The 16,660-nt window shown below is 70.8% G+C and carries 15 protein-coding genes; 14 read left to right on the top strand and 1 reads right to left on the bottom strand.

The features are described 5' to 3' along the window. The first annotated feature begins 110 nt into the window (after positions 1-110). From ACTWQR_RS09470 to ACTWQR_RS09415, 12 genes are all read left to right on the top strand, one after another. Positions 111-1,304: an argininosuccinate synthase gene (locus ACTWQR_RS09470; protein WP_443226482.1), complete on the top strand. Its 1,194-nt coding sequence runs from the start codon at positions 111-113 to the stop codon at positions 1,302-1,304. 154 nt (positions 1,305-1,458) lie between these two features. Further along, positions 1,459-2,892 (top strand): argininosuccinate lyase, encoded by a 1,434-nt coding sequence (gene argH, locus ACTWQR_RS09465; protein ID WP_443226481.1) that lies wholly within the window; start codon positions 1,459-1,461, stop codon positions 2,890-2,892. A 184-nt stretch (positions 2,893-3,076) separates the two neighbouring features. Then, positions 3,077-4,048, top strand: a complete 972-nt coding sequence (locus tag ACTWQR_RS09460; protein ID WP_443226480.1) for an aldo/keto reductase — start codon at positions 3,077-3,079, stop codon at positions 4,046-4,048. A gap of 182 nt (positions 4,049-4,230) precedes the next feature. Further along, positions 4,231-4,782 (top strand): TetR/AcrR family transcriptional regulator, encoded by a 552-nt coding sequence (locus tag ACTWQR_RS09455; RefSeq protein ID WP_443226479.1) that lies wholly within the window; start codon positions 4,231-4,233, stop codon positions 4,780-4,782. Continuing rightward, a complete protein-coding gene (locus tag ACTWQR_RS09450) occupies positions 4,779-6,317 on the top strand; it encodes an MFS transporter (RefSeq protein ID WP_443226478.1) in 1,539 nt (512 codons plus the stop codon). Before ACTWQR_RS09455 ends, ACTWQR_RS09450 begins: the two co-directional genes overlap by 4 nt. A gap of 214 nt (positions 6,318-6,531) precedes the next feature. Further along, positions 6,532-6,795, top strand: a complete 264-nt coding sequence (locus tag ACTWQR_RS09445; protein WP_443226477.1) for a hypothetical protein — start codon at positions 6,532-6,534, stop codon at positions 6,793-6,795. Next, complete coding sequence (locus ACTWQR_RS09440; protein ID WP_443226476.1) at positions 6,792-7,826, top strand: AAA family ATPase; 1,035 nt, start codon at positions 6,792-6,794, stop codon at positions 7,824-7,826. Before ACTWQR_RS09445 ends, ACTWQR_RS09440 begins: the two co-directional genes overlap by 4 nt. After that, positions 7,823-8,752 carry a DUF58 domain-containing protein gene (locus ACTWQR_RS09435; RefSeq protein ID WP_443226475.1) on the top strand — a complete coding sequence of 310 codons (930 nt, stop codon included), beginning with the start codon at positions 7,823-7,825 and terminating at the stop codon, positions 8,750-8,752. Before ACTWQR_RS09440 ends, ACTWQR_RS09435 begins: the two co-directional genes overlap by 4 nt. 88 nt (positions 8,753-8,840) lie before the next feature. Continuing rightward, positions 8,841-9,791, top strand: a complete 951-nt coding sequence (locus ACTWQR_RS09430) for a VWA domain-containing protein (RefSeq protein ID WP_443226474.1) — start codon at positions 8,841-8,843, stop codon at positions 9,789-9,791. Between the two features lie 425 nt (positions 9,792-10,216). After that, positions 10,217-11,524, top strand: a complete 1,308-nt coding sequence (locus tag ACTWQR_RS09425; RefSeq protein ID WP_443226473.1) for a trypsin-like peptidase domain-containing protein — start codon at positions 10,217-10,219, stop codon at positions 11,522-11,524. 101 nt (positions 11,525-11,625) lie between these two features. After that, positions 11,626-12,297, top strand: coding sequence for a response regulator transcription factor (locus tag ACTWQR_RS09420; RefSeq protein ID WP_443226472.1), 672 nt, complete (start codon positions 11,626-11,628; stop codon positions 12,295-12,297). Then, positions 12,294-13,490, top strand: coding sequence for a sensor histidine kinase (locus tag ACTWQR_RS09415; RefSeq protein WP_443226471.1), 1,197 nt, complete (start codon positions 12,294-12,296; stop codon positions 13,488-13,490). Before ACTWQR_RS09420 ends, ACTWQR_RS09415 begins: the two co-directional genes overlap by 4 nt. Positions 13,491-13,638: 148 nt before the next feature. On the opposite strand, the gene ACTWQR_RS09410 is transcribed toward ACTWQR_RS09415, so the two are convergent. After that, positions 13,639-14,331 carry a lysophospholipid acyltransferase family protein gene (locus ACTWQR_RS09410; RefSeq protein WP_443226470.1) on the bottom strand — a complete coding sequence of 231 codons (693 nt, stop codon included), beginning with the start codon at positions 14,329-14,331 and terminating at the stop codon, positions 13,639-13,641. A 494-nt stretch (positions 14,332-14,825) separates the two neighbouring features. Here ACTWQR_RS09410 and ACTWQR_RS09405 point away from each other — a divergent pair, with 494 nt between their 5' ends. Beyond that, the gene (locus ACTWQR_RS09405; RefSeq protein ID WP_443226469.1) at positions 14,826-15,995 is read left to right on the top strand and encodes a glycerophosphodiester phosphodiesterase; all 1,170 of its coding nucleotides are present in this window, start codon (positions 14,826-14,828) and stop codon (positions 15,993-15,995) included. 130 nt (positions 15,996-16,125) lie between these two features. Continuing rightward, positions 16,126-16,632, top strand: a complete 507-nt coding sequence (locus tag ACTWQR_RS09400; RefSeq protein WP_443226468.1) for an RNA polymerase sigma factor — start codon at positions 16,126-16,128, stop codon at positions 16,630-16,632. Positions 16,633-16,660 lie beyond the last annotated feature (28 nt).

Genomic DNA, 16,660 nt, shown 5'->3' with positions numbered 1-16,660 from the left:
CGCGCGTTCAAACGTCCCCGAGATTGCCTTCCGGTATCCCCGAGATTGACGAACCATGCAGAGTCCTGCATACTCATGCATGTCAGCGAATGCACTGTGAGGAGAAACCCGTGACCGAGCGCGTCGTACTCGCCTACTCAGGCGGTCTGGACACCTCCGTCGCCATCGGCTGGATCGCCGAGGAGACGGGCGCCGAGGTCATCGCCGTTGCGGTCGACGTCGGCCAGGGCGGCGAGGACCTGGACGTCATCCGCAAGCGCGCGCTCGCCTGCGGTGCCGTCGAGGCCGAGGTCGCGGACGCGAAGGACGAGTTCGCCGAGGAGTACTGCCTCCCGGCGATCAAGGCCAACGCCCTCTACATGGACCGCTACCCGCTGGTCTCCGCCCTCTCCCGGCCGACCATCGTCAAGCACCTCGTCGCCGCCGCCCACAAGCACGGCGCCGGCATCGTCGCCCATGGCTGCACCGGCAAGGGCAACGACCAGGTGCGTTTCGAGGCCGGCATCCAGGCCCTCGGCCCCGACCTCAAGTGCATCGCCCCGGTCCGCGACTACGCGATGACCCGCGACAAGGCGATCGCCTTCTGCGAGGAGAAGGGCCTGCCGATCGCCACCACCAAGAAGTCGCCGTACTCCATCGACCAGAACGTCTTCGGGCGTGCCGTCGAGACGGGCTTCCTGGAGGACATCTGGAACGCGCCGATCGAGGACGTCTACGAGTACACGCAGAACCCGGGCCTCCCGCGTGAGCCCGACGAGGTCGTCGTCACCTTCAAGGCGGGCGTCCCGGTCGCCATCGACGGCAAGCCCGTCACCGTCCTCCAGGCGATCCAGCAGCTCAACCAGCGCGCCGGCGCCCAGGGCATCGGCCGGATCGACATGGTCGAGGACCGGCTCGTGGGCATCAAGTCCCGTGAGGTGTACGAGGCTCCGGGCGCGATCGCGCTGATCACGGCCCACCAGGAGCTGGAGAACGTCACGGTCGAGCGCGAACTGGCCCGCTACAAGCGGCAGGTCGAGCAGCGCTGGGGCGAGCTGGTCTACGACGGCCTGTGGTTCTCCCCGCTCAAGCGCGCCCTGGACGGCTTCATCAACGAGGCCAACCAGCACGTCTCCGGCGACATCCGGATGACCCTGCACGGCGGCCGCGCCGTCGTCACCGGCCGGAAGTCCCAGGAGTCGCTGTACGACTTCAACCTCGCCACCTACGACTCGGGCGACACCTTCGACCAGTCCAAGGCGCAGGGCTTCATCGACATCTTCGCGCTGTCGTCGAAGATCGCGGCGAAGCGGGATCTCGCGTAGGCGCGGGTTCGGTTCGCGACGTGCGGGTTGCGGGGGCTGGTCGCGCGGTTCCCCGCACCCCTGACGGGGCGCCCCCGTACTAGCCTGACGACCGCCTCCCCACTGAACGCGTGGGGAGGCGGTCGCACATCCACAGCTTTGAGGAGCAGCGCAAGTGAGCAGCAACAGCGGTGACGTACGGCTCTGGGGCGGCCGTTTCGCCGACGGTCCCGCCGAGGCCCTGGCCAAGCTGTCCGCGTCCGTGCACTTCGACTGGCGGCTCGCGCCCTACGACATCGCCGGTTCCCGCGCCCACGCGCGCGTGCTGCACAAGGCGAACCTCCTCACCGACGACGAGCTGGAGCGCATGCTCGCGGGCCTCGACCAGCTCGCGACCGATGTCGCGGACGGCACCCTCGTCGGCACCATCGCCGACGAGGACGTCCACACCGCCCTGGAGCGGGGTCTGCTGGAACGGCTCGGTCCGGACCTCGGCGGCAAGCTGCGCGCGGGCCGCTCGCGGAACGACCAGGTCGCCACGCTCTTCCGGATGTACCTGCGCGACCACGCCCGGATCATCGGCGGCCTGATCGCCGACCTCCAGGACGCGCTGATCGGCCTCGCCGAGGCCCACCCGGACGTCGCCATGCCGGGCCGTACGCACCTTCAGCACGCCCAGCCGGTGCTCTTCGCACACCACGTTCTCGCGCACGCCCAGTCCCTGTCCCGGGACGCCGAGCGGCTGCGCCAGTGGGACGAGCGGACGGCCGTGTCCCCGTACGGCTCAGGCGCGCTCGCCGGGTCCTCGCTGGGCCTCGACCCGGAGTCGGTCGCCAAGGACCTCGGTTTCGAGCACGGCTCCGTCGGCAACTCCATCGACGGCACGGCCTCCCGTGACTTCGCCGCCGAGTTCGCCTTCATCACCGCGATGATCGGTGTGAACCTCTCCCGGATCGCCGAGGAGGTCATCATCTGGAACACGAAGGAGTTCTCCTTCGTCACCCTCCACGACGCCTTCTCGACCGGCTCGTCGATCATGCCGCAGAAGAAGAACCCGGACATCGCGGAGCTGGCGCGCGGCAAGTCCGGCCGGCTGATCGGCAACCTGACGGGCCTGATGGCCACGCTCAAGGCACTGCCCCTCGCGTACAACCGCGACCTCCAGGAGGACAAGGAGCCGGTCTTCGACTCCTGCGACCAACTGGAGGTCCTGCTCCCGGCGTTCACCGGCATGATGGCCACGCTGACGGTCAACCGCGAGCGCATGGAGGAGCTGGCCCCGGCCGGCTTCTCGCTCGCCACCGACATCGCCGAGTGGCTGGTCAAGCAGAACGTGCCGTTCCGTGTGGCGCACGAGGTCGCGGGCGAGTGCGTGAAGGCCGCCGAGGCCGACGGCATCGAGCTCGACGGACTCACCGACGAACAGTTCGCGAAGATCTCCGCGCACCTGACGCCCGAGGTGCGTTCCGTGCTCAACGTGGCGGGCGCGCTCGCCTCCCGCAACGGCCGCGGCGGCACGGCGCCCAGCGCGGTCGCCGTCCAACTGGCAGAGGTCAAACAGGACGTGGCGGCCCAACACACGTGGGCCACGGCAAAATCCAAGCGGTAAGGCCACTGCCCCTTCAGGAGTGCGGGGCTGCGTCGATATGCGGCTCCGCCGCGCGGGCGCGAGCAACCACGGAAGACCCGCGCTCGCCAGAGCACCCGATGAACCGAGCTCTGAGGCGGGTGTCGAAGGTCATCGCGGGTACGTTGGTCAGAGCCGTACCGGAGCCGACCGAACGGAGCCCGCGATGCCTTTTGCCCGACTGGCCACAGCAACAACCCCCACCTGCCACATCGGACTGGGCCTCGCCGCCGTCGGCCGCCCCGGCTACATCAACCTCGGCCGTGACCACGACCTCGGAGAGAACCGCAGCGTCGAGACGCTGCGCAACCGCACCCACGAACTCCTCGACGCCGCCTACGCCCAGGGCGTGCGCTACTTCGACGTCGCCCGCTCGTACGGCCGCTCCGAGGAGTTCCTCGCCGACTGGCTGCACGCCCGGCCCGACGTCGACGACATCGTCATCGGCAGCAAGTGGGGCTACACCTACACAGCGGGCTGGCGTGCCGACGCGGAGGCGCACGAGGTCAAGGACCACAGCGTCGGGACGTACGAGCGGCAGCGCGCCGAGACCGCCGAGCTGCTCGGCGACCGGCTCGACCTCTACCAGATCCACTCGGTGACTCCGGACAGCCCGGCGCTCTCCGACAAGGAACTGCACGCCAAGCTGGCCGAGTCGGCCGCGCAGGGCCTGACCGTCGGCTTCTCCACCAGCGGTCCCGCCCAGGCCGAGGCGATCCGCACCGCGCTCGCCGTGACCGTCGACGGAGAGCCCCTCTTCCGTACCGTCCAGGCCACGTACAACGTGCTGGAGACCTCCGCCGGGCTCGCGCTCGCCGAGGCGCACGACGCCGGGCTCACCGTGATCGTCAAGGAGGGCATGGCCAACGGCCGTCTCGCCGATCCGCACGCACCGGACGCCGTACGCGCCATCGCCGAGGAGGCGGGCCTCGGCTCCGACGCGGTCGCCCTCGGGCTCGTCCTGCGCCAGCCGTGGGCCGGTGTCGTCCTCTCCGGCGCGGCCACCGCCACGCAACTCCTGTCGAACCTGCACGCCGCCGTGGTCGACCTCGACGACGAGCAGCTGGCCCGGCTCGCCGCGCTGGTCGAGGAACCGGGGGCGTACTGGGAGCGGCGCGGGCAGCTGCCCTGGCACTGAGCACCTTTTGAGCACCGGTTCAGTGAGAACACCGGTTCAGTGAGAACACCGGTTCAGTGAGAACACCGGTTCAGTGAGAACACCGGTTCAGTGAGAACACCGGTTCAGTGAGAACACCGGTTCAGTGAGACTCATACGCACCTGATGAGACAGACATGTCTCATGTGGTCTATGGTTGTCTCATGGCTGTCGATCGCGAATACGTGCTGCGCAGTGCCGCGGCCCTGCTGACCCGGAAATCCACCGCCACCATGGACGAGGTCGCCAAGGCGGCCGGGATCAGCCGTGCCACGCTGCACCGCCAGTTCGCCGGGCGCGACGCGCTCGTGCGAGCGCTCGAAGAGCTCGGCATCCAGGAGTGCGAGGCGGCGCTGGAGACGGCGCGGCTCGACGAGGGCGCCGCTCGCGAGGCCGTACGCCGCCTGGTGAAGGAACTCGAGAGCGCCGCCGGGCTGCTCGCCTTCCTCTACACCGAGAACCAGTTGTTCGAGGGCGAGGAGCGGAACGAGGGCTGGGCCCGGCTCGACGCCCGGATCGGCGCGCTGTTCCGCCGCGGCCAGGAGAGCGGCGAGTTCCGTATCGACCTCACCCCCGCCTGGCTCACCGAGGCCCTCTACGGGCTCATGGCCTCGGGGGCGTGGTCCGTGACCGAGGGCCGGGTCGCCGCCAAGGACTTCCACTACATGATCGTCGAGCTGCTGCTCGGCGGCGCACTACGGAGAGAGGAATCATGACCAGCACTGTGCGGCCGGCCGCCGTGGCGGAGGTGGAGAAGCGTCCGGGCCGCTGGCTCGCGCTCTCCGTCCTCGTCCTCGCCGTGCTGCTGGTGGCCGTCGACGCGACCGTACTCGGTCTCGCGACCCCGTATATCAGCGAGGACCTGAAGCCTTCCGGCACTCAGCTCCTGTGGATCGGCGACGTCTACTCCTTCGTCATCGCCGGACTGCTCGTCTCGATGGGCAGCCTCGGCGACCGCGTCGGTCGCAAGAAGCTGCTGCTCATCGGCTCGGTCGCGTTCGGTCTCGTATCCGTGCTCAACGCCTACGCGAGCACACCGGAGTTGATGATCGTGGCGCGGGCGCTGCTCGGTGTCGCGGGCGCGACCCTGATGCCCGCCACCCTCGCGCTGATCCGCAACCTCTTCCACGACCCGCGCGAACGCAGCCTCGCCATCGGCATCTGGGGCGCGACCGCCTCGGCCGGCACGGCTGTCGGTCCGGTCGTCGGCGGCTTCCTGCTCGAACACTTCTGGTGGGGCTCCGTCTTCCTGATCAACCTCCCCGTGATGGTTGTCCTCGTCCTCGTCGGCGTGAAGCTGCTGCCCGAGTCCCGCAACCCCGAGCCCGGCCCCTGGGACCTCACCAGTGTCCTGCTGTCCCTCGTCGGCATGGTCGGCATCGTGTACGGGGTGAAGGAGGCCGCCGCGCACGGACCGAGTGGCGAGTCGGTCGCCGCGGGTCTGCTCGGCGCCGCCGCGCTCTTCTGGTTCGTACGCCGCCAACTCACGCTGAACACACCGCTGTTGGACATGCGGCTGTTCCGCCACCGCGGCTTCTCGGGGGCCGTGCTCGCCGATCTGCTGACCATCCTCGGCCTGTCCGGGCTGGTCTTCTTCCTCTCGCAGTATCTGCAACTCGTGCAGGGGAGAGGGCCGTTGGAGGCGGGCCTGGCCGAACTGCCCGCCGCGATCGGTGCGGTGGTGGCGGGGCTCATCGCCGGTACGGTCGCGCGCCGGTACTCGGTGCGTGCCGTCGTCGCCGGCGGACTTGCCGCGATCGGGCTGGCCCTGGGCGCGCTGACCCTGCTCAGCCAGTCCACCGGTTATCCGCTGCTCGGCGGGGCCCTACTGGTCGTCGGCGTCGGCGCGGGCTTCTCGTTCACCGTGACCGCCGACGTGATCCTCTCCAGCGTGCGCAAGGAACAGGCGGGCGCCGCGTCCGCGGTCTCCGAGACGGCGTACGAACTGGGCGCCGCCCTCGGCATCGCCCTGCTCGGCTCGATCGTCACCGGCGTCTACAGCGGCTTCACGGCCCCAGCGGGTACGTCGCCCGACGTGGCCGCCGCGGCCCACGAGTCCCTCGGCGGAGCGGTGGAGGCGTCGGCGGCCCTGCCCGAAGCGGAGGCGCTCCTCAACGCCGCCCGCACTGCCTTCGTCGACGGCCTCACCTTCGCGGCAGGCATCGGCGCGGCGGTCCTGCTGGCCGCGTCCGCGGCGGCATGGGTACTCCTGAGAGGCCAGAAACTGGAGAGCGGGACGGAGCACGCGTAGGGGCGGCTCCTGTCTGGCGCAGTTCCCCGCGCCCGTTCACTTCAGGGGCGCGGGGAACTGCGCGACCAGCCACGACTCACCCGCAGCCGACAAACGCCCCCCCCCCGGCCCCCAAACCCGCAGGCAGCGCCCCGCTTTAAGCGCGCTTTCGCCCTCACCTGATGGTCTTGGCCCCGTACCCGATGTCGTCCACACGGCTGAGGAGCCACTGACCATGACACGTCGTACCCGTAAGACAGTTGTCGTCGCCGCCACCGTGCTGGCCGCCGCGGGGCTGGCCGGCGGCGGTGTCGCGCTTGCCGCCGACGGTGATCAGGCGCCGCGCGAGAAGGTTCGGTTCGTCGTGGAGGAGGGGGCCTCGGACGACAGCGGAACCGGTGCCTGGAGCCGCGAGGACTGCCCCGAGAAGGACGGGAGCGGGGAGAGCCCGTCCGAGGCCCCGTCGGCGGGCACGAGCAATCCCGCCGAAGCGCTGTGACCGCCGCACTCCCGTCCCCCGAGGGCTCCGTAGACCCCGTAGACCCCGCAGACCCCACGGGCAAGCTCCTCGAAGAAGCGCTCTTCGAGGTCAAGCGGGTGATCGTCGGCCAGGACCGCATGGTGGAGCGGATGTTCACCGCGGTCCTGGCCCGCGGCCACTGCCTGCTCCAGGGCGTGCCGGGCGTCGCCAAGACGCTCGCCGCGAAGACGCTCGCGCAGGTGGCCGGCGGCAAGTTCGCCAGGCTGCAGTTCACCCCCGACCTCGTCCCGTCCGACATCACCGGCACCAGGATCTACCGCCAGTCCCAGGAGACGTTCAGCGTCGAACCGGGTCCGGTCGTCGCCAACTTCGTTCTCGCCGACGAGATCAACCGCGCCCCCGCCAAGGTGCAGTCCGCGCTCCTCGAAGTGATGGGCGAGCACCAGGTCTCCATCGGCGGCACCACCATCCCCGTCCCCGAACCGTTCCTCGTCCTCGCCACCCAGAACCCCATCGAGTCCGAGGGCGTCTACCAACTCCCCGAAGCCCAGCGCGACCGCTTCCTGCTCAAGGTCGACGTCGGCGCGCCCAGCGAGTCCGAGGAGCTCGCGATCCTGTACCGCATGAGCGTCGACCCGCCCCGGGCGCGCCCCGTCCTCACCCCCGAGCGCCTCATCGCGCTCCAGCGCGCCGCCGACGAGGTGTTCGTACACCACGCGATCGCCGAGTACGCCGTACGACTTGTCGTCTCCACTCGCGAACTCGCGGGCGCCGACAGCCGGTTGGCGCACGGCGCGGGCCCACGCGCCACGCTCGGCCTGGTCGCCGCCGCCCGGGCGCTCGCCCTGCTGCGCGGCCGCGGCTACGTCCTGCCCGAGGACGTGCACGACCTGGCACACGAGGTCGTCGCCCACCGCCTTGTGCTGTCCTTCGACGCGCTCGCCGACGGCATCACGGGCGCCGAGATCGTCGACGAGGTGCTGGCCGCCGTGGAACAGCCGCGCATCAGCCCGCGTCAGGCCGCCGCACGCGAGGAGGAAGCGGCATGAGCGGCACCCCCACGCTCCGTGAACTGACCCCCGAACAGGCCCTGAAACACTTGGAGTTGCTCTTCACCCGCCGCCCCGACGGCCTCCTCCAGGGCGACCACCCCAGCCTCATGCCGGGTCCCGGCAGCGAGGTGTCCGAGACCCGCCCGTACGTGATCGGCGACGACGTACGCCGGATGGACTGGAACGCCACCGCGCGCACCACCGTCCCGCATGTCCGCCTCACCCTCGCCGACCGCGAACTCACCACCTGGATCGTCCTCGACGCGTCCGCGAGCATGGACTTCGGCACGGCCCGGATGGAGAAGCGCGATCTGGCCGTCGGTGCCGCCGCGGCCGTCGCCTTCCTCACCGAGCGGGCCGGAAACCGGCTCGGCGCGCAGATCACGGGACCGGACGGCATCCAGCGGATTCCGCCGCGCGCGGGGCGCCGCCACCTCCTCACGATCCTGCACGCCGCCCTGGACCGGCCCCGCGTGGCATCGGGCGCGGCCGGACAGTCCCCGCCCTCGCAATCCCTGGCCGACGCCCTGCGCTCCCTGCGCACGCTGCCCGGTCGCGGCCTGGTCGCCGTTGTCTCGGACTTCCTGGAAACCGGCTGGGAGGAGCCCCTCCGCAGGGTCGCCCACCGCCACCAGATCCTGGCGGTCGAGACGGTCGACCCGCGCGAACTGGAGCTGCCCGCCGTGGGGTTGATCACCGTCGTCGACCCGGAGACGGGCCGCAGACGCGAAATCCCCACCCACGCACGACGGTTGCGCGAGCGGTATGCCGAAGCGGCCCTTGAGCAACGAGCGTTGATCAAGGCGTCGATCCGCCGGTCGGGCGCGGCACACCTGCGGCTGCGCACGGACCGTGACTGGGTACGGGATGTCGTACGCCATGTCGCAGAGCAGAGGCGCCGTGCGGGAGGCGGTGCCGCGTGAACGTATCCGTGCCCGTGGCCATAGCCGTATCGGTGGCCGTATCCCTTGCCGTGGAGGTGTCCATGAGCCGAGTGGAGCTGGAGGTGCCATGAGTCTGCGCTCCCCGGGCTGGCTGCTGCTCCTGGTTCCGCTCGTCGCGCTGATCGGCGCGTATCTGCTGGTGCAGCGCAGGCGGGGCCGGTACGCGGTCCGGTTCACCAACCTCGATCTGCTGGACAAGGTTGCGCCCAGGCAGCCGGGCTGGCGCCGCCACGTCCCCGCGGGCGCCTTCTGCGCCACGCTCGCCCTGCTGGTGGTGGGCTTCGCGCGGCCGACCACGGAGGTTCAGGTACCGCGTGAACGGGCCACCGTCGTCGTCGCCTTCGACGTGTCCGCCTCCATGGAGGCCACCGATGTCGAACCCACCCGCTTCGAGGCCGCCCAGCGTGCCGCGCTCGCCTTCGTCGACCGGCTGCCAGAGCGCTTCAACGCGGGGCTCGTCCCCTTCAGCGGCACCGCCACGGTCGCGGTCCCGCCGACCACCGACCGGAACGCGCTGCGCTCGGCCATCGAACGGCTCACCACCGGCGAGGGCACGGCGATCGGCGAGGCCGTCGTGGCCGCCCGTGATGCCGTCCGCATGCTCGACCGGGAGGCCGAGACCAAGCCGCCGCCCGCGCACATCGTGCTGCTGTCGGACGGCTCCAACACCACGGGCCGGTCCATCGAAGCGGCGGCCCGAGAAGCGGCCGGCGACAAAATCCCGGTCTCGACCATCGCGTACGGCACCGAAGGCGGGACCATTGACCTGGGGGTGGGCAACACCGTGAGCGTCCCCGTCGACGGCCCCGCCCTCGAGGACCTGGCGTCCCGCACCGGCGGCGACTTCCACGAGGCCGCGACGGGGGAGGAACTCCAGGACGTGTACGAGGACATCGGCAGCTCCGTCGGCCACCGCACGGAGGAACGCGAGGTCTGGCAGTGGTTCGTCGCGGCCGGCCTCATCACCGCCCTCGCCGCGGCCGCCACGTCACTGCTCTGGTTCTCCCGTCTCCCATGACCGGCAACCCGGTCCGGCTTCCGGCACCACCGGTTCCGTCCCCCGGCCACTCCGGCTCCGGACCCGGCTCCCGCGACCAAGGAGGAACGACCGTGTCCGACCACCGACACACGGGCCACTCCGGCTTCCCGGCTCGCTCAGACTCTCCGGGCGGCTCCGGCTTTCCGACCCACTCCGATGTTCCCGGTCACTCCGGTCACTCCGGTCTTCCCGGTCACTCCGGTCTTCCGGGTGCCTTCGGCTTTCCGGGGCACTCCGGGCCTCCGGCTCACCCCGGCCCGTCCCGCCCCTTGGGCCCGTCACGGCCGTCGGGTCCGCCACGTCCGTCCGGCCCTCTGGGGCCCAATGGCCCGAGGGCGGGCGGCCGTTGGGCCGAGGCCGAGGCCGAGGCCGACGGCCGCGATCCGCATCCGGGGCCCGACAGCGTGGGCCCGGCCGCAGGCTCCAGCGCCCCGTACCGCGACGCGGCGTCCACCGATGCGGCCCCCACAGCGGGGAGCGATGACGCTCACCCGGGCCAGGGGCCCATCGGCCCGTACGGCGGTGGGGGACTCGACGCCGCACACGGGACCGAGAGTTCCCTCGACCCGTACCGGGGTCAGGCCCCTGACAGTTTCGGCCCGACCGCGCCGACAGGCGACCCGTACGGTGGCCGGGCTCCCGACAGTCCGACCCCGGCCGCGCAAGCCGGCAACCCGTACCTGGACGGTCAGTCCGGCGACCCGTACCCAGACGGTCAGTCCGGCGACCCGTACCAAGATGGTCAGTCCGGCGACCCCTACCCGAGCGGGCGGCCCGATCCCCCGTATCGAGGCGGTACCCAACCCGATCCCCCGTACCAGGGCGGGCGGCCCGACACCCCCTACCTCGGCCTCGGGGAGCCGCGCGGCCCCTCGTTCGTCCCCGGGCGGCCCCCGCCGGGATTCGGGCCGCCCGAGCCGTCGCAGGCGTATGCGAACCCGTACGGGACGCCGCAGCCCGCCCCGGCTCAGCCGGCTCAGCGGGCTCCGCGCAAGCCACGTCCCATCGTCGCCGCGGTCCTCGCGGCCGTCCTCGCGGGCGGTGGCGCGGGATACGCGGCGGGGGCGATCGGCGACGACGACCCCGCCACGTCGGCCACCGCGCAGAACGTCACCGGGCTCGAAGCCGTCGCCGCGCGCGTGCTGCCCAGCGTCGTGTCCATCGAGACGGCGGAGGGACAGCAGGGATCCGGATTCGTGTTCGACGAGCGGGGCAGGATCCTCACCAACGCCCATGTGGTGGCGGGCAGTTCGGAGGCGTCGATCGAGCTCCAGGACGGCCGCCGACTCCGCGCGGACGTCCTCGGCGACGACCCCGCCAACGACGTGGCCGTCCTGGAACCGGAGACGGCACGCGGTCTGCGAGCCGCCGACCTGTCCACCGGCGCCCGCCCGGGCGTCGGCGACACCGTACTCGCCATCGGCTCCCCGCTCGGCCTCAGCGGCACTGTCACCTCGGGCATCGTCAGCGCCCTGGACCGCTCCGTGCGGCTCGGTGAGGGCGGCGAGCGGCGACGCGCCCTGCAGACCGACGCGTCGATCAACCCGGGGAACTCCGGCGGGCCCCTGGTCGACGCCGACGGCCGTGTCATCGGCATCAATACGGCCATCGCGACGTTGGCCCAACAGCGGGGCGGTTCCATAGGCATTGGCTTCGCGATCCCCATGGCGGACGCGCGGGACGCCGCACGGGCGATCATCGACGGCAGCTGAGCGCTCCGCGGGAAGGCCGGGGTAAAGGTGCGGGTTGGTTGTGGCTGGTCGCGCGGTTCCCCCGCGCCCCTGACGGGCGCGATGAAAGTCAGGTGGCACAGATGAGGTTGCTGGTGGTCGAGGACGAGGAAGACCTGGTCGTCGCGCTCAAGGTCGGTCTGGTGAGGGCCGGTTACGCGGTCGACACCGCCCCGGACGTCGACACGGCCACGGAGAAGCTCGCCGTCAACGACTACGACCTGGTCCTGCTCGACCTCAACCTGCCCGACGGCGACGGCTTCTCGGTCTGCCGCGCCATCCGTACCACCGCCGGCGGCCCCCGCATCCTGATGCTCACGGCCCGCGACCGCCTCGCCGACCGGGTCCGCGGCCTCGACGAAGGCGCCGACGACTACCTGGTGAAACCCTTCGCCCTGCCCGAACTCCTCGCCCGCATCAGGGCCTTGCTCCGCCGCGAGGACGGCGGCACCTCGGTCGTCGAGGTCGGCGAACTCCGCCTGGACACCGCACGCTTCGAGGCCTTCCGGGGTGAACGCCCGCTCCAGCTCACCCCGAAGGAGTTCGGCGTCCTGCACTACCTGATGACCCGCCCTGGCCGCGTCGTACCGGCCGAGGAACTCCTGGAACACGTCTGGGACGAACACGCCGACCCGTTCACCAACACCGTGCGGGTCACGGTCGGTTCACTGCGCCGGAAGATCACCGGGGAAGAAGAACCCCTCATCGAGACGGTGATCAGGCAGGGCTACCGCCTGAAGGAGACGCCGGCATGAAGTGGCTCACGACGCTCATGGCGGTCAAGCGGCGCCTGCGCCTCCCCGCGTTCACCCACACCATCCGCTTCCGCCTCACCGTCCTCTACTCCGGCCTCCTCTTCGTCCTCACCGCACTCGTCCTCGGCGGGACGTACTTCGCGGTCGAGCGCAGTGGCGAGGCACACCCCGTCAGCAAGCAGTTCCGCGCGGAGAAGTACCAGAACGGCGTCTACGTGGGCGAGTTCGACGCCGTGAAGCTCCAGGAGGTCGAGGCCGCCGTCAACTACGAGACCCTCGCCAACCTCCGCCGCTTCTCCTTCTCCGTACTCGGCGGCCTCGCCGTCGCCAGTCTCGCGATCGGCTGGATCCTCTCGGGCCGCGCCCTGCGCCCCGTACGCGCCATCTCCCGTACGGCCGCCGAGATCCAGGCCACCGACCTCTCGCAGCGCATCCGCCTCGACGGACCGAAGGACGAACTCCGCGACCTCGCCGACACCGTCGACTCCATGCTCGACCGCCTCGACGAGGCCTTCCACGCCCAGCGACAGCTCATCGACGACGCCTCGCACGAGCTGCGCAGCCCGCTCGCCATCATCCGCGCCAACCTGGACGCGGTGCTGACCGCCGAGGAGTCCGACGAGGCGGAACGCAGGGCCGCCGCCCGCAGCGTGGACCGCGCGACGACCCGTATGACACGCCTCGTCGAGGACCTGCTGGCCACGGCCCGCCGTACCGCCCCCGCCCTCGCCGACGCGGACGTCAGCCTGGCGGCGGTGGCCGGCGAGGCCTGCGAGGAGTTCGCGCCGCTGGCCGCCGAACGCGGACTGGTCCTGCACCGGCGCCTCACCACGGGCCTGACGGTCATCGGCGACCACGACGCCCTGCGCAGAGCCATCGGCAACCTGCTCTCCAACGCCGTACGGCTGGCCCCGCCCGGCACCCGCATCACCGTCGCGGCGGGCCGGGCGGAGGGCTGGCTGTGGGCGTCCGTGCAGGATGAGGGGCCGGGCATCCTGGACGACGACCAGGCCCGTGTCTTCGACCGGTTCTGGCGGGCGAAGGGCAACGGCGGCGGCCGCGACCGCCACGCGGGCCTCGGCCTCGCCATCGTGCGCCAGATAGTGGAGTCCCATGGCGGCCAGATCCGCCTCTTCTCCCGGGTGGGGGAGGGCTCGACGTTCGTACTGTGGTTCCCGGCGCCCGGCAAGTGAGCGATGGTCCCCCCGACGAGCGGCCGACCTGACCTCCACCAAGTCAGGTGCTCCGTCGCGCCCCTTCAGGGGCGCGGGGAACTGCGCGACCGGCCACGAACCACCCGCAGCCGACAACCGACCCGCATCCCTCGCCCAACCAGCGGAGCTATGCCGCTTCTTTGGCCTTCGTGGCGTACATGTCCACGTACTCCTGGCCCGATAGCCGCATGACCTCGGTCATCACCGAGTCCGTCACGGCCCGCAGCACATAGCGGTCACGGTCCATGCCCTCGTACCGCGAGAACTCCATCGCCTCGCCGAAGCGAACGGTGACCCGGCCGGGACGCGGGAAGCCGGCGCCCCCGGGCTGGATCTTGTCCGTGCCGATGATGGCGAACGGGACAACGGGTGCGCCGGTCATCATGGCCAGCCGAGCGATGCCGGTGCGGCCCCGGTAGAGCCGGCCGTCGGGGGAGCGGGTGCCCTCCGGGTAGATGCTGAAGACCTTGCCCTCCTCCAGCACCCGGCGGCCGGTCATCAGTGCCGCGACACCGCCGCGGCCGCCGTCCCGGTCGACCGGGATCATGCCGCAGCCCGTGAAGAACCAGGCCATCAGCCGCCCTTTGAGGCCCTTGCGGGTGACGTACTCGTCCTTGCCGATGAAGAAGACCTGGCGGTCGCAGAAGAGCGGCATGATCATCGAGTCGATGAACGTGAGGTGGTTGCCGGCCAGGATGACCGGACCCGTGCCCGGGATGCGCTCCGCACCCTCCACCCGTGGGCGGAACATCAGGCGCATGATCGGTCCGAGCACTGCCTTGATGAGCGCGAAGCGGGACAACGGGCCCTCCGGTGTCAAGGGATCGGTATAAGTCTGTGCAGGTGAGGACGATACTCGCGGGCCCCCGGGTCTTGCACACCGGGTTCACCGACTGGATACGCAGTGTTGACCCTTGTTTACCTGATGTGGCTCCCTGTTGCACGGCTGACATCCGCCCGAGACGGAGTGACGGATGTCGCACTCGATGGGCGCACCCGAAAGGGGCCCATGGGCGAACCCGGGGAATCGAGTTGTACGTGTTCGCCCACGCCTTCTGACGGTGTTCGGCCGTGCTTTGTTCGGCCGTTCCTTCCGACCGCGTACCCGCTCGCCCCGAACCCAAGCTCACAGCCAGACTGACGGCGACGGCCCACCGACTCGTCGGTTCAGAAACCGACCGTCCGTCAACTCACCCACCCCACGCGACATCCAGCGTCACCCGCGTGTTCCGTCCAAGGTCTCCCACCCGTCACCCGAGCGCACCTACGATCGTCCCGCTTTGACAGGTGCAGGGCACTATGGGAGGAGCGCTCATGGCGACGCAGGGGTCGAACGAGGGACTGAACGGGGTCACCCCGGGACGGCGGGCGCTGCTCGGGGCCGCGGTGCTGGGTGCGGGCGGAGCGGTCCTCGGACTGCCCGGCACGGCGAGAGCCGACGAGCGGCAGAGCGGCGGTGGCTACAAGAGCCTGCCCAAGCCGACGATCATCGGACACCGCGGGGCCAGCGGCTACCGGCCGGAGCACACGCTCGGCGCGTACCAGCTGGCCCTCGACATGGGCGCGGACGTCGTCGAGGCCGGCGACCTGGTGCCGACCAAGGACGGTCACCTCGTGTGCCGTCACGAGCCCGAGATCGGCGGGACGACCGACGTTTCGGCGCACCCCGAGTTCGCGGGCCGCAAGACCACCAAGCTCCTCGACGGGGTCTCCCTCACTGGCTGGTTCACCGAGGACTTCACGCTCGCCGAGCTGAAGACCCTGAGCGCCAAGGAGCGCATCCCCGCCAACCGTCCGCACAACACGCTCTACGACGGCCGCTGGGAGATCCCCACCTTCGAGGAGGTGCTGCGCTGGGCGGACGAGCAGACCAGGAAGCGCGGCAGGCAGGTCTGGATCTACCCCGAACTCAAGCACCCCACCTACTTCCGGAAGCTGGGCCTGGGCCTGGAGGAGCGGGTCGCCAAGGTGCTGCGCAAGCACGGCAAGGACAAGAAGAACTCGCCCGTCATCCTCCAGTCCTTCGAACCGACCAGCGTCCAGCGACTGAACAAGCTGGTCGGCAACCCACTCGTGGTGCTTCTCTCCGGTGCGAGCACCCGCCCCTGGGACTTCGTCGAGGCGGGCGACCCGCGTACCGTCGCCGACCTCGTCAAGCCCGAAGGCCTGGAGTGGATCGCCTCGTACGCCCAGGGCATCGGCCCGACCCTCGACCTCGTCATTCCGAAGGACGCGAGCGGCAACCTCACCACGCCGACCACGCTGGTCGACGACGCGCACGAGGCCGGCCTGATCCTGCACCCGTACACGATGCGCAACGAGAACCCCTTCCTCCCGGCGAACTTCCGCAAGGGCACCGACGCGGACGGCTACGGAAACGCCTTCGGCGCCTTCAGCACGTACTTCGCCACCGGCATCGACGGGGTCTTCACCGACAACCCGGACACCGGCGTCCTCGCCCGCGCTGACTTCCTCAAGGGCTGAGTGGAGTCAGTCAACGGCCGAGTCGAGCCAGTCAACGACTGAGCTCGTCAACGGCGGAGCAGCTGGCCCCGTTGGGGTGACAGACCGCCGTCCCGGCAACCTGTGCCGGGACGGCCGCGTCGTGTCGCACATGACCCACGACATGGTTGCCACGCTGCGTCCGCTGCTCGCCGCCGAGGCCTCGGCGGAGGCATATGCCTCCGGGGCCGAGCCTGGCGACCTGGAACAGGCCGTCTGGCTGCGCCTCCTGGAGCGCCTCGGCACGGACGGCCCGCCCGCCGACCCGGCCGCCTGGCTGCGCGGCGCGGTCCGCTCCGAGGCACGCCGCACTCGCCGCGCCGCGAGCATCGAACAGCCGTACGCCTCCGAGCCCGCCGACGTCAGCGGACCGGGACCGGAGCAGCTCGCACTCAGCGCCGCCCGGCGCCGCGCACTGCACTCCGCCGTGCGCCGGCTGCCCGGCCGCTGCCCCCGCCTCATGGCGGCACTGCTGTCACCACAGGACCTCACCTACCGGGAGATCGCGGACGAGTTGGGTATCTCACAGGGCAGTCTCGGTCCGGAACGTTCCAGATGCCTGGGATGTCTGCGTCGAATGCTCACTGCGGAGGTTGCGGCCCGCGAACCGCGGGGATAGGAGTGAGGGACAACCGGCGGAGCAGGTG

It is taken from the genome of Streptomyces sp. 2A115, assembly GCF_052245575.1.
Lineage (GTDB): Bacteria > Actinomycetota > Actinomycetes > Streptomycetales > Streptomycetaceae > Streptomyces.
Note: the sequence above shows the minus strand (reverse complement) of the source record. Positions and strands in the feature narration are given on the sequence as shown.